This is a genomic window from Winogradskyella alexanderae (assembly GCF_020166335.1).
GTDB lineage: Bacteria > Bacteroidota > Bacteroidia > Flavobacteriales > Flavobacteriaceae > Winogradskyella > Winogradskyella alexanderae.
Genome location: NZ_JAIUJR010000009.1, coordinates 120,196 through 143,571, shown reverse-complemented (window position 1 = coordinate 143,571; position 23,376 = coordinate 120,196). Strand labels below are relative to the sequence as shown.

Sequence of the window (23,376 nt, the reverse complement as noted above, 5' to 3'; positions counted from 1 at the left end):
AGAGAGTATAAGGAAGACCTATTCTCTAATTATTGCTAAGGAATTTATTATCTTTTCATTCTCAAAGCAGAACTACGTTTAACCCTTGAGTTGGCAATAATTAAAACTAAATTGTAATGACAAATAAAACCTTGCTTCTAATTTTAGGAATAACTCTTTTTTGTTCTTGTGAAAAAACTGAGAAATACAATATTTCAACAGTTTATTATAATGGTGATATTATTACTATGGTTGGTGATTCACCAAACTATGTTGAGGCAATAGTTGAAAAAGATGGAAAAATAGTCTTTACTGGTTCTAGTAAAGAAGCAATGACAATAGCTGGAAAAGGTCATAAAATGATTAATTTGGAAGGAAGAACACTCGTTCCAGGATTAATTGATGGTCATGCCCATTTTGCCAATTTTGGTGCGCAAGCTATTGGTGCACAATTATTAGCTTCACCAGACGCAAATGTTGATGACATGAAAACTTTAATTTCAGTTCTAAAAGAATGGAATACGCCTGAAAATAGAGCATTGACTGGCTGGATTTTTGGAACTGGGTTTGATGATTCAATCTTGAAAGAAAAAAGATTTCCTACTAAACACGACTTGGATGAAGTAAGTACAGAATTTCCAATTATGATAACTCATATTTCAGGTCATTTTGCTGTAGTAAACTCAAAGGGATTAGAGAAATTGGGAATTGATGAAAACAGTAAAAATCCTGAAGGTGGCATAATAAGACGTGAAAACAACTCTACAGAACCCAATGGGGTATTAGAAGAACTAGCTGCAATTCCTTATATGCTGCAAGCTATTGCACCTAAATCTGAGGAAGCGGTGATGAGATTTTTCGAAGCCGGACAAGAAATGGCGTTATCATATGGATATACTACTGCTCAGGAAGGGAGAGCCATGCAAAATCATGAAATGCTAGTTGCAATGGCTGAAAAAGAAAAATACAAAATTGATGTGGTAAGCTACATAGACTATGCATTTGTAGATAAATACATGGATAGTAAATGGAACAGTAAAACCTATACTAATAAATATAGAATTGGTGGAATGAAAGTTACTTTAGATGGTTCACCACAGGGTAGAACTGCATGGAGAACTGAACCTTATCTTATTCCACCACAAGGAATGCCACACGATTATAGTGGTTATCCAGCTATACCTAACGATAGTATAGTGACTTCCATATTCGAAAAAGGATTTAAAAATAATTGGCAAATTTTAGCACATACAAATGGTGATGCGGCAATTGACCAATTTATTAGAACAATGAAACCACTTCAAGAAAAATACGGAAAGGAAAACAGACGCGATGTTATCATTCATGGTCAATACATTAGGGAAGATCAATTAAATGATGCCAAAGAAATGAAAATGATAGCTTCATTATTTCCATTGCACACATTTTATTGGGGAGATTGGCATACTCAACTTATTGGAGATTCTTTAGTCCAAAGTATTAGCCCGGTAAAAACGGCACTAAAAAAGGGAATGGACATCACTATTCACACAGATGCACCAGTAGCATTACCTAATTTAATGCGTGTTTTATGGACCGCTGTAGAGCGTACTTCCCGTTCTGGGAAAGTCATTGGTGAGGACGAACGCTTAACACCATATGAAGCATTACAAGCAATCACCATTTGGTCTGCGTACCAACATTTTGAGGAAGACAGAAAAGGAAGTCTTGAAAAAGGTAAGCTCGCTGATTTTGTGATTTTAGATAAAAACCCTTTAAAAATAAATCCAGAAAACATAAAAGATATCCAAGTTTTAAAAACTATGAAGGAGGGAAAAATCGTATATGAGAAATAACTATTGCCAACAATGCCTATAAGTAATTGCTTGTTCTCGCCTACTTCTGAAAATCCTCGCGGATTTTCAGTTTGGTGTGTACTTGCAAATTTAAGTGCTAAACCACGCAACTACTCCTAGCAGAGACCGTTATGCTTCATTATGACAAACCAATAACCAATGATAAAATTCTTTAGATTATCGAAACAAAATTTTGCAAAGCAAAATCAAAAGTTTGGTAGACCTTTGGTGGAGATAGCCGCTTGCGGAAAAAATAGGAACTTTAAATATGATTAAGTTCTTTAGACATATCCGTAAACGCCTACTCTCTGAAAATAAATTCAGCAAGTATCTGCTTTATGCAATTGGAGAAATTGTGCTTGTGGTTATTGGAATTTTGATTGCGCTTCAGATTAATAATTGGAACCAAAACAGGCTAAATTCTAAAGAGGAAGCGCAACTTTTAGAGGCTATACAAATCAAAATGAAGTACAATAGGTTTCAATATGAAACTGGTTATACTAGATATAATGATGTAATAAATGCCGCAACCCAGTTGATTAAAATAAACACAAACCAGACAAACACATACAACCAAGATGAGCTAGATTATTGTTTGCATGTCTTATCAAAAAGATTTTTAGTCGGTAATTCTAATAAAACGTCTATTTACGACGAGATGATAGGGTCAGGACAGTTAAACCTATTAAAATCTAAAGAACTAAGAAGTGAGCTAACCTCTTTAAAAGCAAATCTGGAAATACTTGCCTCATATGAAGATTTACAAAACAGTTTTGTGGATAATCATCTAAATCCTTATTTAAATGCGCACACAGACCGCCTATCAATAATGGTATACGGATTTGAAAAAGACACTACCGTTTATGACAAAATAATAGGTGAGCCCTATTCCAAAATAGAAATAATGAAACGTACAAAAACAGATTTAAGTTTATTAAGAGATAGTGTCTTTATTAATTTACTTACAGAGTTGATATATCATACTAAAGCCCTTTTACCAGTCTATGGTAGAATTGATGAAAATATTTCGGCAATTGATTCTTTAACTGTAGTTTCAGACCGAGAAAAAATCTAAATGATTTAACAAAAAAGAAATAACGAAAGCACAACAACGTGTATAGCTCATTGCGGCCGAATTCCTAATCAGAATTCATTGCAATTTGCTATCTTTCGTTTACGGCGTAAAATCATAGCTTATTTTCCGCAACGAAATCAAATCCAAAACCAATGGTAACATATAAAAAATCTTTATGAAAATTAAATTCTTATACATTATGGCATTGCTAATGTTAAGCATATCGTGTAATGAGAAATCTGTTCAGCTTAATGACATATTTTTAGAATGTTATGACTCAAAATATCAAAAAGAAGGTGTTGAGATAAAAACTATAATTAACGATTATGAAAAGTTATTAGTCAAAGATGGAATTTTAAAAGACAATTCTGGTAAAAGCTACTTGGAGGTATATCAAAAAATAGCATCCAACAAGAACTTCCGCATTCAGTCTCGGCGTTTTATGGAGTTTGACCCATTATTTAAAGTGGATAATGAAACCAAAATGGCTATTTTTAAATGTGAGGTTGATATGACCGAATTAGCGCAACAACAGGATTCCAAATGGCATAAGGTGTTCGGAAAAACTAAATCACAGGAAATAAAGGAAAACCCAGAATTGATGTATCAGACCATGGTGGAATCCTTATCCAAAGATGATTTAAACTCGTATTATTTTAAACTTAAAATGTTTAACCTTTTTGATATGGTAAATGTGCAAGCATTTGTTGAATAAGAAATAAATACGTTACCTTACAATGGCTATAATTAATTGCTAATACGTTGGTTAAGACTACAATTATTAGCGACAAATTAATATCTTTAACTTAGGTGAAAAAGACCAAAATCAGCCTTGATCCTTTTCCAAAGCACTTTTTGCATTCCTGATGCTGTCTTGGCAAAATCCCCAACCATCTCTTACAAGGCTTAACCGAAACAATTTATATACGAACGCGCTGTGGGTCTTATGAAAAACGCAAATCAATTTAATAATGGAAAAATCGAAAACCGACTAAACAATCATTAAATAATCAGAATTATGAAAAAAACAACCAACCGACTGACTTTTCTCACTGCACTTTTTGTATTGGCTTTTACGTTACAAAGTTGTGAACAAAAGCAAAAGGAAGAAACGAAAGAAGTTGAAAAAGAAATAATAGTTGAATCCGAAAAACCAGAATATTTCCTCCTTAGGCCAGAAGTGGAAAAAGCATACGGATATTCACACGCTGTGAAAATTGGAAATAGCATAAAAATTTCTGGAGCAGTAAGTATGGACGATGAAGGAAATCCAACTGCTGTTGGCGATATAGAACAGCAGATGAAAAACTGTTATGCCGATTTGGAGAAAATATTAAAACATTTTGGTTGCACTTTTGACCATGTGGTAAAAGAAGATATTTTCACAACTAATATGGCACAAATGCTAGAAAAATCAGCATATCGAGCTGAAATTTATAAAAACGGATTTCCAACTGGGACTTGGCTTGAAGTAAAGGGTTTGGCACTTCCTGAATTTATGGTTGAAATCGAACTTGAAGTTCATAAATCGGAATAAAGCGAACGAATGTACAATAGTGGGTATAGTTGATTGCGGTGTAATTTCCTCTCGTAAATTCCTGCATATTTGCTAACTTTGGTTTACGGCACGAGATACTGCAAGTCTTGAACTGGCAAAGCAAACCATAGCCAAAACCGTTGTGCACCATTATGACTAACCACTAATCAATGATAAAATTCTTTCGGAAAATTCGCCAAAATCTGCTTATAGAAAATAAAACAGGTAAATACTTCAAATATGCCATTGGAGAGATTGTACTCGTTGTTATCGGAATTTTGATTGCATTGCAGATAAATAATTGGAATGAACAACGTAAAGAAAATATAAAAGAACAAGCTATATTAAAAAGGCTTCAAAAGGAATTTATATCTAATAGAGATCAACTTCAGGACAAAATAGATTTTAGAAATAATGTTATTAAAAATTGTGAGCTACTATTAAATAATTTTAATGAACCAAAAAATGGTATGCGTAATGACATTTTAAACAATATCGCCAGTCTTCTTCCATCAACTTATGACCCTATTCAAAATGACTTGGTCAGTTCTGGTAATGTTGAAATTTTAAAAAATGAAGAGTTAAAGCAATTACTGGTTAATTGGAGTACCGATGTTATTCAGCTTAAAGAAGTCGAACAGATGTACTTGAGGTATTTTGAGCATAATATTTCTTCTTATTTAAATGAAGCAGGTCTGCAGCGCGATATGGCATATGCTTTTTGGAACCAAGGGCCTTCTAATTTATTAGAGAAAAAACAAATTAATAATCCAATACCTGGAGTATCAAGGCTTATCACAAAAACAAAAGATGAGTTATTAGCTGACCCAAAATTAGAAGGTATCGTGGCTTGGTCACTAAACCTTAATATGTTTAATAATGAAGAATCTGAAACTTTAATGAATAGAATAGATTTTATTCTTGAAGTTTTGAACTCAGAAATTGAATAATAACGAAAGTGCAACCACTCGTATGATTAAGTTCTTTAGAAAAATACGTCAGCGTCTACTCACTGAAAATAAATTCAGCAAGTATGTGCTTTATGCAATAGGAGAAATTGTACTTGTAGTTATCGGAATTTTGATTGCTTTACAAGTAAACAACTGGAATGATACCAAGAAAAGAAAAACGCGATATGAAGCGGTCCTGCAACAAATTTATACTGTCATTGATCAAGATATTGAAAAGCTGATTCTTAGGGCTTATGGCGTAAATAAGCAAATCGAAATTATAGATAGTCTTATCCAGAATCCAGAAAGTATAAATCCTAAACTCATTCCACATCTATTTTTTTATATAGACAGAAGTCCTTCGAGTATTGAATCTGAAATTTCTTATCAGCTTAATTACCTGGATTTTAATCCCGAAAATTTAAAAGAGGCCAACCTAAATAAAAGCTTAGCTTCTTATGGTAATGCAATTAATGAAAGTTCTAATAAAATAACAGCGTTTGTTACGCCGAGTTTAGTGAAATTGAAATTACCGACGCCTAGCATCACTTTTGGATACTCTGTACTTAATGAATACGAAAATATTGATACTACTTTTTTTAGCAAGAGCGAAATTGATAAAACTTTAAAATTACTCGAAGACCCATTATTCCTGAATGCTTTGAAATCAGCACGTAGCAGAAAATCCCAACATTTAATCTTTGAGAATGATTTGCTGAACTTAGCAAAAACAAACAAAGCTTTAATTCGTGAATATTATCCATCTGTAAAATTGCTTTATTATGATATTGGTTTGGTAGGAGATGCAACAAAATATAAGAATTGGGATAACAACGTTCGCTTGACATTAACAAATGATTTAGAGGCAATTTGGGAAGGAGATGTCATACTAGAAAATGGATTTGTCAAATTTCGAGAAGGTGAAAATTGGAAATTTAATTGGGGAGGAAGCGAGTTCCCATTAGGCAATATTATTTCTTACGGAGACAACATAAAAGTAAAATCTGGAGCATACCATGTAATTCTTGATATGACAAAGAAAACCTATAAGTTTGTCCAACTGGAGGATTAAATCCATAACGAAATCACAACCACTAACCAATGATAAAATTCTTTAGATTATCGAAACTCAATTTTGCAAAGCAAAATCAAATGTCCTTTGGGCATTTGGTTGAGATAGCCACTTGCGGAAAAAATGGAAACCTGAACAATGATTAAGTTCTTTAGACATATAAGACAACGCCTGCTTTCCGAAGGCAAAACCGGAAAGTACTTTAAATATGCTATTGGAGAAATCGTTCTTGTGGTTATTGGAATTTTGATTGCACTACAGATCAATACTTGGAATGAAAATAGAAAAGCAAATACGCTTTTAAACTTATACCAAGAAAACATAATTTTTGAGTTAAGAGATAATCTAGTCCATTTAAAAGAATTGGACAGTATTAACAGAACAAGGAAAAGAAGTATAGAAACTTATATAGATTATTACAATTCGGAAAATTTAAACCCAATAATTTTAAAGGAAAAAGCGGATAGTGCTCAATTACAAATCGCTCTATTCAATACTAACACATATTCACTAGAGGATTTAATGACCACAGGAAATATAAAATTATTCCCATTAGATAAAAAAAATGCCCTTTTAAAATATAAAAAGTATGAGGACCAATTTGTTTTTCTACAATCAAAGACTATTGATTTCTTAACTACAAAGTTTGATGATTTTGAAAGAGATATCGATATAATATTCACAAATGGTTATTCTAACAAAGAACATATGGAAGTTAAGAATTGGGCATATGACTTAAATTCTTCACAGTTTAGAAAGCGAAATAATTATATCATTTCATTTTTAGAATTGTATGGATATCAAATAAATGCATTAACCAATCTAAGCAAAGAAACAGTAGAGCTCAAAAATACTTTAGAGAATAAATAACGAAAGCACAACGCCGTGTATAGCTCATTGCAGCTGAATTCCTACTCGGAATTTCCTCGCTGCTGAACTATGGTTTGTTTCTTTTACCTAAATTAGTACCAAGTAACGAAACCATAAACCAACCGTTGGCTATAATGAGATTTAACACAAATATGCTATCTAATTTTAACATACTTCTAGTTGGTATTCTTATGTCTTTATCAAGTTGTAGTAAAACTAATACGGTTGTTGAATCTTCTGTAAGTAGAAATTTTAAGATGGGATTTACTTCTTGGAGTTTTGGACCTAACATTCAGGATATCAATGACACCTATTTATTTATCGAAAATAATGCTGATATATATAACGAACATATTGATAACAAAATCCCCTGGAACGCCTGGATAAATGATTTAAACTTACCTACAGAATTTACAAATGAAATTGGCGGTAGAGTTAACAGAAAAATAAATGACAAGCAATTAGTACTTTCCGTTAGCTTATTAAATTCAAATAGAGACGATCTTGCCGAAGACTACGATGGCACAATTCCCCAATATTTAAATCTAAATGATGTTGATATTGAAGATGCTTACTTTAAACATATTAACTATTTAGTAAGTCAATTAATTCCAGATTATTTAGTTATTGCCATCGAGGTTAATGAATTACGAATAAGAGACGAAGCTAAATGGGCTTCTTACAAACTACTAATTCAGAATGTGAAATCAAGGATTAAGCAAGTATATCCAAACTTACCGATTTCAGAATCCATAACGCTACATAACTTGTATGAACCTGATGATTCTCATCAAACTGAATATACAAACTATATGACTAACTACATGAATCAAATGGATTTTGTAGCCATTAGCTTTTATCCTTTTTTTAAAAACCTAAAATCAAAAGACGAATTTCAGCAGGCTTTTGATTTTTTACATAACAATATTAACAGACCTATTGCTTTTGTTGAGACGAGTCATATCGCAGAAAATTTAATAGTGCCAAATCTAAATATATCTATTGATGGAAACGAAACTGAGCAAAATCTTTATTTAGAAGCCTTATTAGAAAATGCCCAAGAACAGGATTATGAATTTGTAATATGGTGGGCGCACAGGGATTATGATGCGCTTTGGGAAACATTTCCGGTTGAGCTAAAAGACATTGGTCAATTATGGAGAGACTCAGGGTTACTTGATGAAAATGGCAACGCAAGATTATCAAAAACTACTTGGGATAGCTCTTTAGATAAATAACTATTGCCAATATCTTTTATAGTTCATAATGGCTGAAATTGCTTGCGCATTTTCTCACTTCGCACGTGTCGGTGGCATGATACTCGCATCACAAAAGGGTCACCTCGACCACTACTTACGCTGTGTCTTGTAACCAAACCAAAATAATAAAGAAATTGAAAATAAAAGGTGATTGAGAAAAACAATTTACTATGTGGTTTGTAATAACTTTTAATAGTGTTTCTGTACAAGAAAACTATCAGCTTAATGATGCTTTCCTAAGTGCATACTGACCCGTTGCACTTAGTTTTGAAATCAACACATTAAAGTCTTTAATCTAATTATTTTGTAAAATAAGTCGATTACTAAGAATAAAAGACGTATGTTTGTCCCGTTCAAGATAGAACACCTTTTAATTTTAAGGTATTATTTAGTAATTAGTATAAGAGTTTACTCTTCTTTCCTTTTTTATTTCATCATCACTTTATTTTTTAAGAGTTAACAGCGTCCAGATCGTTGAGGTTTTTTGATAAATCCAAACGTCACGCTACTTAATCAATCTAATTGAACATAATTTATTAATAACTTAAAATTAAGTATGATGCAAGAAGGCATAGTAAAATTTTTTAACAACTCAAAAGGTTTTGGGTTTATCAAATCAAATGAAACAGGAGAAGACATCTTTGTACATTCAACTGGTTTAATCGACAATATCAGAGAAGATGACAAAGTCCAATTTAGAACTGAAGAAGGAAAAAAAGGATTGAATGCAATTAATGTTGAAGTTATGTATTAACCTTTAACAAATTTACATTTGAAAACTGAATTAAGATTGTCTGAAAAGACAATCTTTTTTTTTACTCATTGTAAATAGTACTATGGACAACCACATCAGTCATTATGCTACTTCTCTACTCCAATTATAATTATTAAATTTAAACTACTTATTTGCACAGTCTTCAAATCCTTAGGATGGTTGACTTTTAATTACACGCTTATATGCTTTAGCCAATAAGAAAAATAGAAGATTACTCTATAGAAACTAATTATTATGAAGAAATCAATCCTTTTAGTTCTACTCACAGCAATAGCAATTACATCATGTAATCAAAAAGAGACTCAAGGTGTATCTGAGCCATTTGCAACTCTGGTAGTAGAAGACGAAGAAATGCCAATGATGCGACAGCCCCAAGCTACTGCATCATCTCTAAAAGCACCGCAACTTATTACTAAAGAAGTGGTTAAAAAGAAAATAATTAAAGACGGGAGAATGGGTATAGAGGTTAACAACTTGGAATTGGCAAAAGCAAGAATTGACTCTTTAATTAAGGCGTATGATGCATATTATTCCAACGAAAGTATGAATAATACGGATTGGAAATCGTCCTATAATTTAACAATAAGAATACCTTCTCTAAATTTTGAGACTTTTATCAGCGCAGTTGAAATGGGTAAAGGAGATGTGCAATATAAAGAAATTGATGCACGCGATGTAACTGATGAATTTATTGACATAGAAACGAGACTTCAAAACAAACGAGCTTATTTAAAAAGGTATAAAGACTTATTAAGTATGGCTAAAAACGTGAAGGAGATTCTTGAAATAGAAGAAAAAATACGACGATTAGAAGAAGAAATAGAAAGCACTACAGGAAGGCTAAAGTATTTGAGCGATTTAGTAGATTATAGTACACTTAGACTAACTGTTGAAAAACTAAATGACTTTAAATACAATCCCGAAAAAAGAGATAAATTTTCTGAAAGGATAAAGCAATCATTATCTAAAGGTTGGTATGGGTTCATAGATTTTATTTTACTACTGACAAAAAGTTGGCCATTTTTAATCGTGATCATACCACTAATTTATTTTGTTAGAAAGATTAGAAAAAAGAAAAAACAAGACAAGTGACAGAAAATGACAATAAGAATGAATATTCTTGAGGGTGGCTGCCTTTTGTAAACAAATTGTTTAACGCATTGAACATTTAGGATATGGACAAAGCATTACAAACTATGATTGATAATATGCCTGAAAAAACTGGCAAGTCACTCGATGAATGGAAAAAAATTTTAAAAGAAAATTCCTTTACAAAACATTCTGAAGGTGTAAACTACTTAAAATCTAAACATGGTGTAACTCATGGATTTGCTAACACCATAATATCATTGTCAAAAGAAGATAATGCTTCAAAAGATGATTTGGTAAAATCGCAATACAATGGCAAAGAAGTTTTAATTCCTATATATTATAAACTAATTGAGTATGTACAAACTTTAGGGTCTGATGTTAAGATATCACCAAAAAAAGGAAGTGTTAGTATTATACGCAAGAGACAGTTTCTTCTTATAAAACCAGCGACCAAAACTAGGATAGATCTCGGTTTTAAATTAAAAGACCAACCGATAACCGAAAGACTTGAAAATTCAGGGCCTTTTGGAACTATGTGTACGCACAGAGTAAGATTGTCTGATAAATTGGAAATTGATAATCAATTAAAACAATGGATTTCCGAAGCTTATGAACAATCAATTTAAAACTGACCGAAAATGCTATATTATCATCCCAAAAAATTGCTTTAAGATGTTAATGGCTACTTGGATAGGCATTAGTATAAATAATAATGATAGTTTAATGGTTTAAAAAAGCATTAGGCCTATTGTGAACGTTTCAACTAGTACATATAATAAATCCATTTGGACAAAACGAATTGTAGTTCTTGCCATTGGTTTAATAATATGGCACGTTCCCATTCCTTGGAATCTTTCCTTAGATGCTTGGCATCTATTTACCATCTTTATAACTGCTATTTTAGCCGTTTTACTTGAGGCTCTATCAATTTTTACTGCTTCCATTATTGCATTGGTAGCTGTTGTCATGATGCGAGTCTTACCTCCAGAAAAGGCTTTTTCTGGTTTTTCCGAGAGCTTTATTCTACTCATATTGGCGGCTTTTTTAGTTGCAAAAGGCGTAATTAAATCGGGCTTAGGAAGACGAATTGCATTTATGTTAATTCGCCGATTTGGCACCTCTACTCTAAACCTTGGTTATTGCCTTGTTATAACGGATACTATTTTGGGGCCTACAATTCCTAGCAATACGGCCCGTTCTGGCATTATGTATCCTATTACACATTCGTTGGCGCTAGATACCGGATCGCTACCGACTCCTGAAGGACGAAGGCGTACCGGAACCTACCTCATGATGACCTATATAGCTGGCCAAACCATTAGTTCAGCATTATGGTTAACTGGTATGGCTGCAAATCCTGTAGGCGTTGGATTAGCGTCTAAATTTGGTGTAAATATGAATTTTGGGAATTGGTTTTTTGTAGCTTCACTTCCTTGTATTGTTGCCTTAATAGCCATTCCATATGTGCTATATAAACTGTTTCCGCCTGAAAACAAACATACACCTAAAGCACCTGAAATTGCCACAATCGGACTAGAGGAAATGGGCCCAATGAGCACAAAAGAATGGATTATGGGTGTCACATTTTTTGGCATGATACTGCTTTGGGCATTTTCAGGACTGTTGAATATAAATCTGGCTATTGTGGCTTTTATGGGATTATCCATTCTAATATTGGCTAATGTATACACGTTAGACGATATACGTCAAGGTGGTGGTGATGCTCTGGAAACTTATATTTGGTTTGCCATTTTGTATATGATAAGCACAGCTTTAGATGACATGGGTTTTATGAAGACACTTGGCGAACAGTTGGCCGTCCATATTGGCAATTTTAACTGGATCACCGTTTATATCCTGCTGATTATCTTGTATATATACATACATTATTTATTTGTAAGTCAAACAGCTCATTTGTTGGCACTATATGCTGTATTTTTACAAGTGGCAGTCAGTGCTGGTGTACCTGCACCCCTAATGGCTTTTATGCTTTCATTCGCCACCAACTTATTTGCTGCAATTTCGCCTCAGGCTTCAAGCTCTAACATACTTTTTGTTGGTAGTGGTTTTTTGCCATCAAAAGATGTTTACACTCAAGGTATTGTAGTTACTGTTCTTAATACAATTATTTTCCTACTCGCTACGCCTTGGATACTTTGGGCATCATCGTTGTAATTTGATTTAGACTCCTGAATTTTAAATAGTTTCAAAAGATCTACTAACAGTGATTAAAAGGCGGTTACCAAAGGAGCAGAAATGCTTATCGAAATTAGGGATTAGTAATATGGTAGCAACTATTCATATAAGGTTATTCAAGGCCATATTTGGAATTTTGGATGAAATAATTCTAGAAATTAGGATAGACAGTGGGCCAAAATAGTACATACTTTATAGTTAATAGCTTAACGGATCAAATAGAGAAAATCATGGATTTATGCTCTGTTTCGTATTCTTTTGCTAACTTAGTTTTCCTTAATGCAACTAAAAATGTAGGGACATTATTTTTCCCAGTAAACGAATCATTAGTGAAATATTAAATGCCAAATAACAAACAAACAAGCTCTTATTTACAGGGTCTTACACGTTTAATAGTAGATACTACAATAGGGCTTACAAATTTGGTAGAAACCATGCACAAACGCATTGTTCACCCTCCTTTATTACCATCAACACCAATACAACACCTTATTACTCATATTGCTGGCATATCCTATAAAAATATTAGATGGAGTACCGAACTTATTGGCAAAAATTTAGATAAAGCCTTAGGTCAATTAGACAGTGTTTTGGGAGAAATAAAAACCACTAGCGAAAAAAAAGCCATACGATCTGCTTTAAACGGTGTAGTCGGTGACTATTTGGAGGAGAATAAAAATCCTTTAAAAATTACAATGCAATTTAGGTATTTATCAAAGCCTATAACGCTTAATCATCAAAATCTAGGTGTTATTTATCCAAGGATAAATGGGAAAATTCTTTTAATGGTGCATGGTGCCTGTATGAATGATCTTCAATGGAGGCGTAAAGGACACAACCATGGTGAAGCACTGGCAGAAGAGTTAAATAAAACACCTATTTACTTGCATTACAATAGTGGTCGCCATATTTCTACAAATGGCAAGGACTTAAGCGAACTCTTAGAAAATTTAATTCTGACATGGCCAGTGGCTATTGAAGAATTAGTCATCGTTTCCCATAGTATGGGTGGTTTAGTGTCTCGTAGCGCTATACATTATGGTATGCAAAAACACAAAACATGGACAACATACCTTAAAAAGATTGTGTTTTTAGGAACACCTCACCATGGTGCTCCCTTGGAACGTACGGGAAATTACTTAGATGTTATTCTTGAATCAATACCTTATGCAAAACCATTTGCTCGTTTAGGGAAAGTGAGAAGTGCTGGAATAACAGATTTAAGGTATGGGAATTTAATAGATGAAGACTGGAGCGATAAGGACAGATTTCAATTACAAAAAGATCCTAGGCAACCTATCCCTTTGCCTGAACATGTAGATTGTTACAGTATAGCAGCCGTCATCGGAAAAGAAAACAAATCCCTGTCACACAGAATAGTTGGTGATAGCTTGGTTGATCTAAAAAGTGCCCTAGGCCAACATAGTAACCCGTCTAAAAACTTAGCATTCAAAAAGAATAGCACATGGATTGCATTTGAAAATAATCATCTAGACCTATTAAATAACCCCAAAGTTTATTGTCAAATAAAAGCATGGTTAATTTCATAAAACTTTGCCAACTAACTACATTGGTAGTAGACTTATCTTTAGGACATTAGAAGGACAACTATATACTAAAGTAGATGAATAGAGAATATATATTAGAATCAATAATTAATGGCTATCGAAATTCTATCCATCAAAGATATCAATACCAAAAAATAAAGGAGAGTTATGAGATACCTGAATCGATAGATGAGGGAACAGTGAATACGCTAAGAAACTATTGGTTAAAAAATATTTATCCTGAATACAAGAGACGTAAAGAACTAAACGAAGCATTTCAAAGTCTAGATAATTATATAAAACATCCCAAAAAACTGTTTAGACTACTACTGGATGCTACGAAACTCATTTTTAATTACGGAAGGCATCTACCCAAAATACTGAACAGTGGACTTAAAGCCATGAAGACTTTTAGAGCTGCGGAACGATTTGAAACTAATCTGGTGGAAGAAGCCATTAAAAATAAAATTGAAGCTCCTTTTAACGAATCTAAAATCAATGCACTGATTAAATTATTGCCTCGTGATGAAATTGAACGATTTATTGATACTTCCCAATCTCTGTTTGAAATTCTGCATGATAGAATTCAAATGGCCAAAATCAAAGAGATAATTTCGTATTTGATATTTGCAATGAAAAAAAGTCCAGACTCGTATTCTCTTAGCCAAATTAGAGGGCTTGAAATAGGACTTGAAATGCTAACAGAAGGCGATAAACTTTTTACGCAGTTGGCAGAAGAAGATCAGAGAAAATTAGTTTATCTTATAACTGATATAGAAAAGGATATTCTGGGATATAATGACTAAGATTTTTTATTTATTTGGTTGTGCTCCAAATGTATTCACATACTTAATGTCGAGACCAAATTCATGCTTTATCCTGGTTCTTTTTCGGAACCACTTTCAATCTTCAACAAGCCGTTAAACGCATCATATACGGTATTACCTTCATATAATACTTTGTACACTTCGTAAGAGATTGGCATATCTACATTGTAATCTCTCGCTAATTCCATAACAACTTTTGCCGTTTTTACACCTTCTGCCACCTCATTCATTTCTTCGATAATATGCTCTAAACGTTTTCCTTTGCCTAATTGAAAACCTACTTGATAATTTCTACTTTTTGAACTTGAACAGGTGGCTACTAAATCTCCCATGCCTGCTAATCCTGAGAATGTACTACCTTTTCCTCCCATAGCTTTACCCAAACGTGTTAACTCGGATAAACCTCTAGTTATTAATGCCGCCCTTGTATTATCTCCTGCATTAGCGCCATCTCCCATACCAGAAGCAATAGCTAAAATATTTTTTAAGGCACCTCCTAATTCGCAACCTATGACATCATCATTAGTATATACTCTAAATAGTCCTGTGCTAAATGAACCTTGTAATTGCTTCGCAATAGTATCATCTACCATAGCAATAACTGCTGCCGCGGCTTGACCTGCATGTATTTCTTTTGCCAAATTTGGACCTGTTAAAACGCCTGCTGGATGACCAGGAAGTTCTTCTTCAATTATTTGTGTCATCCGTTTTTTAGTATCTAACTCTAAGCCTTTAGCCAAACTTACAATTGGAACCCACGGTCTTATATATGGTTTCGCAATTTTTAAGGCGTCTCTAAAATGCTGAGAAGGGATTCCAACAACAATAACATCAGCGTTTTTAACGGTATCTTCAATGGAGTTAGAGGCTACTAAATTCTTATTTAATTCTCCACCAGGTAAATATTTTGAATTCATATGCCTAGTGTTAATTTCGTTAACTGTGTCTTCATTTCTAGCCCATAAAATGGTATTGTTATTTTTTGCTAGCAATGATGCCACGGTCGTTCCCCAAGAACCACCTCCTAGTATCCCAAAATTAAGTTTCATGTCGCTACTAATTTTCTAATTCATTAAGGTATAAATTTCGAACATCTTCAATATGCTTATTGAGGTTTTTTCGTTTCCAAAGTGATGTGTCTACAGGATCAAGAACAACGACTTCTATATGTGTAGGCCTAAACATACTTGAACCTTTAGGCATTGCCATATAAGCATTTTTAATTACAATAGGAATTATTGGAACACCAGCTTGCATGGCTAAATGAAAAGCGCCTTTTTTGAATGGTCCTAGTGCTTTACTACCACTTCGTGTTCCTTCCGGTGCGATAGCCACAGATATTCCATTTTTTAAGGCCTCCACAGCCGGTTTCATGGCTTCAATGGCCTTTTCCCTATTGGCTCTATCCACATAAATAGCACCTAATGCCTTAAAGATTGGTCCGATTGGTGTACGCTCTAATTCTTTCTTAGCAACTCCCGTAAAATCATGTCTAATTAATTTCATGACTATGAAGAAATCTGCTGCGCTTTGATGGTTAAAACAAAATACCGCAGGTCTTATCTCTTCCAAATTATGCTTACCTCTTACAGCGATGTCCATACCAGCCATTCTAGAACCTAAATCGCCAATAGTCGCAAATGTTGTATTTGCAGCTTCTTGTCTTGACATTGTCATTAAGCCTCTAATAACTCCTTTTACTGCAGAAGGATAAATAGTAGCTGCAGCTAATGCTGTTCTAAACCCATTAATTACTGGTTTTTCTGTAGGTTCTTCAAATCTTAAAATTGGCCAATTCCTTTCAAAAGCCAGTTGCGATAACTTCTGATCTGGATTAGTGGCCACTGGGTTTCCCACTAGTTTCAATAACCGTAAATCGTCAATACTATCAGAATAAAAATAGCTCTTGGATAAGTCTGTATTATATTTCTTGGCAGACTTACGTGCTGCCCTTGCTTTACCTTCTCCCCAACACATTTCGGCAACACGTCCTGTAAACTTACCGTTGCGCAATTCCATTTCTGTAGCATACACGTCACTAATACCAAGAGCTTTTGCCACGGGATTAATTTGATAGGTTGTTGCCGCTGAAATAATTATGACCCTATGCCCCTTTTCAATATGCTTTTGAATTAATTCTCGAGATTCTGGATAGATAGTTTCTTCTAAATGGTCTTCGAAAACATGTTGTCCTAATTCTACAAATTCAGATTCTGGTATGCCTTTTACACCCAAAGCTGCGATTTTAGTTAGTATTTCAAAATCTCTGCTTCCTGATGCGAAAACTAATGCTGTTGCAAATTGTGTTAAGTATTCTTTGATGGTTGTTTCTCCACTAAACAATCGCGTAGTCATGAATTTCTTGGCAGAAAAATCATTAATCAAGGTTCTATCCATATCAAAAAATGCTGTGATATGGGATCCCTCTTCCATTTCTTCGAGATGATGTGCATGATCATCAACATGTTCAGCAACAACTGGATGATGCAGTGGTTGTATATTTAAACCTTCTTTATCCTTAGCATTATCAATTTGTTTTAAGAAAAACAAACGTTCTGATAAATCGTCTAAATACTTGCTCCAAGACTCTAGTCCTTCATAATCAAGTTGACGTTCAACAGGGACTAAATTGGCATTCTTAGCAAAACGAAGTGCGTTTAATAGAAATGGTTTGGATACACTATCCAAACGTGTAATTTTAGATTGCCAATGAAGCTCCTTGCCTTTAAATATTGCTAAATCTAGAAAATCATTCTCGATAAAATCATCGTCGGTATCCCAACTATTTAAAGTATGGCAGACAACCTTATCTGCCTCTAAATATGATAAAAGGATAGCTCTAGAAACAAACAAATCTTGCCGTTTCAGCAGTGCGGAAATATCTCCTTTTGGATCAGCAATAATGGCTCTCCAGTTTTTATCGAATCGTAATAACTCAGCTTCTATTTCACTACTAAACTTTGGTTTATTTGTATAGAAAAATTCGAACTTAAATAAGTTACGAAGCCTCATAATTTCCTCCCAGAAATGTTTAATTCTATGAGAGGATGTATCCTCTTTAATTTTCACCAAGGCCATTTCAATAAATGCTTGATGATATAAATGACCAGAAGCCATGTTTGCATAATAATTTGCAGGTAGGTATTCTGTAGGTACTAAACTGTATTGTGCACGTTGACCTGCTCTTGATTTTTGAATAATATGGGCGCCTTGTAATAGGTTTAATGCTTTCTGGACAATAACTCCAATCTTGTTTCCACGATCGATAATTACATCTTCTTTCTTGAGGCCTATTATGGTCATTAGTCGTTTTACTTTAAACTCGATTTCTTTTTTGGTTAAAGCAAAATCATTTAATAACACATGACAAACTAAAGAAACCGTCGTAACCGGTGTAATGGTATTTGTTTTATGAATAAGCTCAAATGCAAAACGCGGCAAGGTGTTTTTATCGGCATAACTATCTTCTTCCATATCTGGAATGATAGCTTGTTGATCTTCATCAACCTCTACTGGATCGCCAAATCGTATTGAAGCACGGCCATAATCGTTGCCTAATTTTCTAATATAATTGATGGCTTCTTTTACATTTTCCGATTTTTTAACCTTCCCTTTGCCTTCTTCAGTCATTTCCTTAACATCAGGAATTAAATCATAAACTATCGAAACGGGTACATATTTTATGGGTCTAGTACTCTGGGCTTCTGCTTCTTTTATGTACTTTAAAATCCCCATTTTTGGGTATATTATCTTACCTGTTCTAGAACGTGTTCCTTCAATATTCCAGGTTAAATGATCCCCTGCATCTATTATTGTAGAAATATAGTGACGTAGAGCCGCCTTGTAAACTAAATCGTCCTTAAAACTGCGACGGATAAAAATAAGGCCAGCATTATTTCCTAATTGCTTTAGTCCAGGAAATGCTAAATTACTACCACCAAAAGCATAGGGAATTGGCATGCCATAGCGCGCCAATGTAGACATTAAGACTAGAGTGTCTAAATAGGTTTTATGGGTCATAATAAAAGCTACAGAATTTTTCTGCATCAATTTCATGAGCCTTTTTATGCCTTTTGGATCTACATCTATTTTGTCGTTGTATGCCCTTGAAAGTATGTATTCAAAAGTTTTTACAGATATCAATTTAGCCATAGGATGTTGCTCTGCATACAACTCTTTAATGCAACGTGCACCTTGTTTTTTAACATCTTCAATATCTTGCTTTTGCTCAATAGCAATTTGCCTTAGCGCTTTCTGAAATTTATGATGCTCAATAATATGATCCATTGCTTATTGTTTTGCCGCTTGAGCTAACGCTCTTTTTGCTTTAAACACCCTACGTGCTTTTTTCCAAAAATTAGGATATAAATAGCGTTCTATATTTGAGCCTACATCTCTTATTTTTTTTCCTTGAATGTTGGCGCTTAACATGTTTGCAGTAACTAATAGTACACTTACATTTGCACCCAAACCAGAGTGACTACCAAAAACTTCAATATTTTTTATGTCCTTTCTAAGTGTTGCAGCTTCCATGCAATGCTTCCATGGTATTAAGCCATCGGTTTTGGTATAAATACAGGTTACAGGTAATTGTGGAACTGGTTCTAGCTCAGCTAAAAAGCGTTCATTGCGTTCTTTTAGAGATTTTCCTCTAAAAAATTCTAATACGCCATATACAGGTGTCTTCATATCCATAACGCCCCAAACTGGAGAACCGATTGTGATAATTTGTTCTATTTGGTCTGGATGTCTATTCGCCATTATTTTAGCGAAAATGCCTCCACCACTCCAACCAACGATGCTAACTTTTTGTTGATGTTCCTCGTAAATATCAGCCAATTTTTCTTCTAGCCTTGGGATGTAATGGGATTTTACCATATTAAAGCCCAATTGCCACTTATAGGTAGTGAAACCAAGAGACTTTAAATACTTTCTAACAAAGGACGTAGAGAAATCATCCCCTAAATACGGTGGTACTAATAATACAGGTCTTCCATCGCCCTTAATTCGTTTTGGAATAAAAGGATACAATGCATAAATAGAAGACCATTCTATCAATGAACGACTTTCCATGACCATATTAAACAGTGGTGGCAATGGAATTTTCTTGTTAATTATATGGATGTCCTTTTTGAATCGTTCAACTATTGAGTTTGTGTATTTATATTCCTCAGGATCATGACCTTCGGAAATTGCTTTGGCAACACGTTCTATGACTTTGACCAAGGTTAGGTAATCTCTACTAGCACCTAATTCATCACAGATTAAAATCGTTTCGTCAAATAATTCCTCAATATCTTCATGTTCATCTGTATCTATGCTATTTATTAGTGCTTTAATATCCTCTTCATAAAGGTGCCCTTTAAAGTGTTTGATGGTTAATTCTTTCGCTTTATTTAATGACAAACCATTTAAAACACCTAAAGCTGTTACCAAACGGGTAAAAATTCTGTATAAAACTTGGGTCTGTTCCATAGTTGTTATAAACTTATATGCGCTGATTTAGCCAACTTATTATTTCTTGCTCTACAGCTTCAGCATTAATTTCATTAAGCATTTCATGCCGTCCTCCTTTGTACAATTTGAACGTAAAATCACTAATTCCGTATTTCTCATATTGCTTGGCTACACGTGTTACCCCTTTGCCCATTTCTCCGACAGGATCTTTATCGCCAGAAAACATTAAAATTGGCAACTCTTTTGGAGTAGCCTTAAAAGCCTCGGGTGAATTTACTTTCTTAGAATTTTTGATAATATCCAAAAATACACCTAAAGAAAAATCCTCTGTCCGGTAAGGATCTTTTTCAAACAGATCTACCTGCGCTTCATCTGTACTAATCCAATCCAATTTTGTTCTATTGGGCTTGAACTTTTTATTGAATTCACCGAAGAAAAAATCCTTCAAAAAAGCATTACCTCGCTCTCGTCCTTTAAATGTTTTTACGGTTGACGCCGTTACCAACCCAATGGTACCCAAAACTTTAATAAAGCTGGCTGTACCAGATAATATCAAAGCATCTAGTTCTTTACCATATTTTATGACATATTTTCTACTTAATAATGAACCCATACTATGACCGAACAAGATGAACTTAGAATTAGGGTTCTCCGCCCTCATAAGATTGGTTAAGGCATACATATCTGCAATACAATCATCAAAATACTCTTTACCATCATAGTAGCCGAAAAGACGCTTTATTTCGGCGGTCTTCCCATGAGCACGATGATCATTGGCATAAACAGAATAGCCTTCTTCTTGCAATAGATGTGCAATATGATTATACCTTCCTGCATGTTCGCCCAGCCCATGAGCAATTTGAACTATTCCCTTAAACGGCACATCTGGATTAGCTTGCCATCTGTAATAACAAATAGATTCGCCATCAGTAGATTTTAAAATATTTGTATTGTAATACATTGACTAACGATCTAAAAATGCGTTAAGTAATTTCAAGAACTTCGTTTTATTTGTCTCACTTCCTGTTAGTTTAATTCGACCTTGAATTTTCAATTCATCTAAAAGCAACTTGCCTTTGTACAGGGCATAGAGACTCTCATCTTCTACTTCAACCAATAACTTAGGGTTGACGTCTTTCTTTTTCTTAATTACTGCAGGAATCTTTCGTAAATCTACTTCCCAACCTTCTGAGGTATCACCTAAACCAACCTCTATATAATATATGCCCTTATGCGCCCTTACCTGTTTTGGATTTGCTTTCAAATACTTCCTCAAGGTTGCAAACATAAGCGAACTCTTACTTTTCACCTGTTTATTGAAAGATTTTGCCTTAGAACTGCCCTTTTGTAAATTTTGAATTAATTCTTCTAATTCGTTTGCAGATTCTCTAATATATCTTGAAAACAAATCGGCATCTGGCATTGTTTTAGAATCTGATGTGGTTGTAATACTTACCTGTCCATTATAGCTAAAGGCTGCAATAATTAAACCAAAACCATCTACCACAGGTGTTAAACCAAAAATAGAAACAACTTTATGACCATTTAAATATAGTGGGTTACTCGGACCAGGTACATTTGTTATGGTAACATTAAAAGGAGGCCTATGTAAATCCTTTATGTTGTATTTACTGTAAATACCTGCGATTAAATTTGCAAGACCAAAGGGCACGACATCTGCCATCTTAGATAGTGTTTTAGCGCCCAAAGTATTATGTCTGGACTTTCCTAACATGGTTTGTTCTTGTATATATTCCAACCGTTCCAATGGATCTTCGATATGCGTGGCAATCTGAATCATCATATTGGCAATCTGATTATTCATTTTAGTACTTTCGTTTTCTGATCTAATTGAAATTGGTACATTGGCCACAACAGGATGAACGGGTAACTTTTCTTTCTCCAATAAATAGCGACGAATTGCTCCAGAGCAAATGGCTAATATGATATCATTAAAGCTTCCGCCCATGGTCTTTCTGAGTGCATTAACACGGTCAAAAGATAAAAGCGCAGTTCCCCAAGTTCGTTTAGCAGATATATTGCCATTAAAGATAGTTATGGGAACAGGGAATTTAGCCGAGCTAAATTCTTTTTGTATACTTAATTTTTTTGTGGCTTGACTTTTTATAAAACTATAGGCAGTTTCAGCTACAGTTTTGGGAATTCTAAATGGGTTCTTTAAGAATCCTATACCACTTTTTAGTAATAAGCTAAGTTCATCTGGTAAAGGTTCTGGATTAAAGGATTTTGGTTTATTACGTTTTTTTTCTTTACCATTTCCATCTTTGTCATATAATACACTCATAATACCCACTCCAGAGCTACCATCTATCATCACATGGTGTACTTTGGTAAAAATAGCTACAGAGCCTTTTGGCACTTGTGCGATTTCGTCCAATCCCTCAATAAAATGTACCGACCATAAAGGACGCCTTAGATCGAGAGGCGCGCTAAATAATTTGGATGTAAGGTATCTTAAAGTTCGCCAATTAGCTGGATCTGGAAGCCTCATGCGGTTTAAATGTAAATCGATATCAAAATTAGGATCATCTACCCAGTACGGATAATCCAAATTTAAAGGCACACTTAACAAGCGTTGTCTAAACTTAGGGATTAAATGCAGTTTAGAGATTATTATTTCTTTAAAGTCAGCGTATTCCAAGGAACCTTCTACAATGTTCAAAGTTGCAACATGCATCGGGCTGGTTGGTGATTCTGCATATAAAAACGCTGCATCATAACCTGAAACCTGTTGTATGGAAGCCCCAAATGCGTCTTGTACAATTTCCTTTAAATCAATTTTTTTTGCCATTAATTCTAGTTGTGTTTATACTATAATCAAAACGATCTGCCAATCTAAAAAAATTGTGAATAAAAACCGTTTTTTCGCGTATTTAAAGATACG

General features: G+C 34.1%; 19 protein-coding genes. 14 read left to right on the top strand and 5 right to left on the bottom strand.

The window, feature by feature from the left end:
* Positions 1 to 116 precede the first annotated feature (116 nt).
* From LBU54_RS13260 to LBU54_RS13195, 14 genes are all read left to right on the top strand, one after another.
* Positions 117 to 1,814, top strand: a complete 1,698-nt coding sequence (locus LBU54_RS13260; RefSeq protein ID WP_224530711.1) for an amidohydrolase — start codon at positions 117 to 119, stop codon at positions 1,812 to 1,814.
* A gap of 268 nt (positions 1,815 to 2,082) precedes the next feature.
* Entirely contained in the window at positions 2,083 to 2,889 is an 807-nt protein-coding gene (locus tag LBU54_RS13255) for a hypothetical protein (protein ID WP_224530707.1), read from the top strand.
* Between the two features lie 175 nt (positions 2,890 to 3,064).
* The gene (locus LBU54_RS13250) at positions 3,065 to 3,604 is read left to right on the top strand and encodes a hypothetical protein (protein ID WP_224530704.1); all 540 of its coding nucleotides are present in this window, start codon (positions 3,065 to 3,067) and stop codon (positions 3,602 to 3,604) included.
* Positions 3,605 to 3,907: 303 nt separating this feature from the next.
* Positions 3,908 to 4,426, top strand: a complete 519-nt coding sequence (locus tag LBU54_RS13245; protein ID WP_224530702.1) for a RidA family protein — start codon at positions 3,908 to 3,910, stop codon at positions 4,424 to 4,426.
* Positions 4,427 to 4,596: 170 nt separating this feature from the next.
* A complete protein-coding gene (locus LBU54_RS13240) occupies positions 4,597 to 5,376 on the top strand; it encodes a DUF6090 family protein (protein WP_224530701.1) in 780 nt (259 codons plus the stop codon).
* A 22-nt stretch (positions 5,377 to 5,398) separates the two neighbouring features.
* On the top strand, positions 5,399 to 6,448 hold the full coding sequence (locus LBU54_RS13235) for a DUF6090 family protein (protein ID WP_224530699.1): 1,050 nt from the start codon (positions 5,399 to 5,401) through the stop codon (positions 6,446 to 6,448).
* A 138-nt stretch (positions 6,449 to 6,586) separates the two neighbouring features.
* Positions 6,587 to 7,318 carry a DUF6090 family protein gene (locus tag LBU54_RS13230; RefSeq protein ID WP_224530696.1) on the top strand — a complete coding sequence of 244 codons (732 nt, stop codon included), beginning with the start codon at positions 6,587 to 6,589 and terminating at the stop codon, positions 7,316 to 7,318.
* Positions 7,319 to 7,452: 134 nt separating this feature from the next.
* Positions 7,453 to 8,556, top strand: coding sequence for a glycosyl hydrolase 53 family protein (locus LBU54_RS13225; protein ID WP_224530694.1), 1,104 nt, complete (start codon positions 7,453 to 7,455; stop codon positions 8,554 to 8,556).
* A 580-nt stretch (positions 8,557 to 9,136) separates the two neighbouring features.
* Positions 9,137 to 9,331 carry a cold-shock protein gene (locus LBU54_RS13220; protein WP_224530718.1) on the top strand — a complete coding sequence of 65 codons (195 nt, stop codon included), beginning with the start codon at positions 9,137 to 9,139 and terminating at the stop codon, positions 9,329 to 9,331.
* Between the two features lie 255 nt (positions 9,332 to 9,586).
* Positions 9,587 to 10,444: a DUF4349 domain-containing protein gene (locus tag LBU54_RS13215; RefSeq protein ID WP_224530691.1), complete on the top strand. Its 858-nt coding sequence runs from the start codon at positions 9,587 to 9,589 to the stop codon at positions 10,442 to 10,444.
* A gap of 83 nt (positions 10,445 to 10,527) precedes the next feature.
* Positions 10,528 to 11,070, top strand: coding sequence for a DUF4287 domain-containing protein (locus LBU54_RS13210; RefSeq protein WP_224530688.1), 543 nt, complete (start codon positions 10,528 to 10,530; stop codon positions 11,068 to 11,070).
* A gap of 124 nt (positions 11,071 to 11,194) precedes the next feature.
* Positions 11,195 to 12,619 carry a DASS family sodium-coupled anion symporter gene (locus LBU54_RS13205; RefSeq protein ID WP_224530685.1) on the top strand — a complete coding sequence of 475 codons (1,425 nt, stop codon included), beginning with the start codon at positions 11,195 to 11,197 and terminating at the stop codon, positions 12,617 to 12,619.
* 362 nt (positions 12,620 to 12,981) lie between these two features.
* Positions 12,982 to 14,190, top strand: coding sequence for an esterase/lipase family protein (locus LBU54_RS13200; protein WP_224530682.1), 1,209 nt, complete (start codon positions 12,982 to 12,984; stop codon positions 14,188 to 14,190).
* Positions 14,191 to 14,264: 74 nt separating this feature from the next.
* Positions 14,265 to 14,993: a hypothetical protein gene (locus tag LBU54_RS13195; protein ID WP_224530679.1), complete on the top strand. Its 729-nt coding sequence runs from the start codon at positions 14,265 to 14,267 to the stop codon at positions 14,991 to 14,993.
* Between the two features lie 68 nt (positions 14,994 to 15,061).
* Here LBU54_RS13195 and LBU54_RS13190 read toward each other — a convergent pair whose 3' ends face one another.
* Genes LBU54_RS13190 through LBU54_RS13170 form a run of 5 tightly spaced genes read right to left on the bottom strand, consistent with a single transcriptional unit; the run spans position 15,062 to position 23,283 of the window.
* Positions 15,062 to 16,063 carry an NAD(P)H-dependent glycerol-3-phosphate dehydrogenase gene (locus LBU54_RS13190; RefSeq protein ID WP_224530676.1) on the bottom strand — a complete coding sequence of 334 codons (1,002 nt, stop codon included), beginning with the start codon at positions 16,061 to 16,063 and terminating at the stop codon, positions 15,062 to 15,064.
* Between the two features lie 7 nt (positions 16,064 to 16,070).
* Positions 16,071 to 19,301 (bottom strand): HAD-IB family hydrolase, encoded by a 3,231-nt coding sequence (locus LBU54_RS13185; RefSeq protein WP_224530673.1) that lies wholly within the window; start codon positions 19,299 to 19,301, stop codon positions 16,071 to 16,073.
* Between the two features lie 3 nt (positions 19,302 to 19,304).
* Positions 19,305 to 20,489 carry an alpha/beta fold hydrolase gene (locus LBU54_RS13180; RefSeq protein ID WP_224530669.1) on the bottom strand — a complete coding sequence of 395 codons (1,185 nt, stop codon included), beginning with the start codon at positions 20,487 to 20,489 and terminating at the stop codon, positions 19,305 to 19,307.
* A gap of 13 nt (positions 20,490 to 20,502) precedes the next feature.
* Positions 20,503 to 21,432: an alpha/beta hydrolase gene (locus LBU54_RS13175; protein ID WP_224530666.1), complete on the bottom strand. Its 930-nt coding sequence runs from the start codon at positions 21,430 to 21,432 to the stop codon at positions 20,503 to 20,505.
* A gap of 3 nt (positions 21,433 to 21,435) precedes the next feature.
* Complete coding sequence (locus LBU54_RS13170; protein ID WP_224530663.1) at positions 21,436 to 23,283, bottom strand: WS/DGAT/MGAT family O-acyltransferase; 1,848 nt, start codon at positions 23,281 to 23,283, stop codon at positions 21,436 to 21,438.
* Between the last annotated feature and the right edge of the window lie 93 nt (positions 23,284 to 23,376).

Coding starts and splice junctions, on each gene's coding strand:
- LBU54_RS13215 (WP_224530691.1), top strand. CDS start 9,587: ATGAAGAAATCAATCCTTTTAGTTCTACTCACAGCAATAGCAATTACA.
- LBU54_RS13225 (WP_224530694.1), top strand. CDS start 7,453: ATGAGATTTAACACAAATATGCTATCTAATTTTAACATACTTCTAGTT.
- LBU54_RS13195 (WP_224530679.1), top strand. CDS start 14,265: ATGAATAGAGAATATATATTAGAATCAATAATTAATGGCTATCGAAAT.
- LBU54_RS13230 (WP_224530696.1), top strand. CDS start 6,587: ATGATTAAGTTCTTTAGACATATAAGACAACGCCTGCTTTCCGAAGGC.
- LBU54_RS13220 (WP_224530718.1), top strand. CDS start 9,137: ATGCAAGAAGGCATAGTAAAATTTTTTAACAACTCAAAAGGTTTTGGG.
- LBU54_RS13235 (WP_224530699.1), top strand. CDS start 5,399: ATGATTAAGTTCTTTAGAAAAATACGTCAGCGTCTACTCACTGAAAAT.
- LBU54_RS13240 (WP_224530701.1), top strand. CDS start 4,597: ATGATAAAATTCTTTCGGAAAATTCGCCAAAATCTGCTTATAGAAAAT.
- LBU54_RS13255 (WP_224530707.1), top strand. CDS start 2,083: ATGATTAAGTTCTTTAGACATATCCGTAAACGCCTACTCTCTGAAAAT.
- LBU54_RS13210 (WP_224530688.1), top strand. CDS start 10,528: ATGGACAAAGCATTACAAACTATGATTGATAATATGCCTGAAAAAACT.
- LBU54_RS13245 (WP_224530702.1), top strand. CDS start 3,908: ATGAAAAAAACAACCAACCGACTGACTTTTCTCACTGCACTTTTTGTA.
- LBU54_RS13175 (WP_224530666.1), bottom strand. CDS start 21,432: ATGTATTACAATACAAATATTTTAAAATCTACTGATGGCGAATCTATT.
- LBU54_RS13185 (WP_224530673.1), bottom strand. CDS start 19,301: ATGGATCATATTATTGAGCATCATAAATTTCAGAAAGCGCTAAGGCAA.
- LBU54_RS13250 (WP_224530704.1), top strand. CDS start 3,065: ATGAAAATTAAATTCTTATACATTATGGCATTGCTAATGTTAAGCATA.
- LBU54_RS13260 (WP_224530711.1), top strand. CDS start 117: ATGACAAATAAAACCTTGCTTCTAATTTTAGGAATAACTCTTTTTTGT.
- LBU54_RS13180 (WP_224530669.1), bottom strand. CDS start 20,489: ATGGAACAGACCCAAGTTTTATACAGAATTTTTACCCGTTTGGTAACA.
- LBU54_RS13190 (WP_224530676.1), bottom strand. CDS start 16,063: ATGAAACTTAATTTTGGGATACTAGGAGGTGGTTCTTGGGGAACGACC.
- LBU54_RS13170 (WP_224530663.1), bottom strand. CDS start 23,283: ATGGCAAAAAAAATTGATTTAAAGGAAATTGTACAAGACGCATTTGGG.
- LBU54_RS13200 (WP_224530682.1), top strand. CDS start 12,982: ATGCCAAATAACAAACAAACAAGCTCTTATTTACAGGGTCTTACACGT.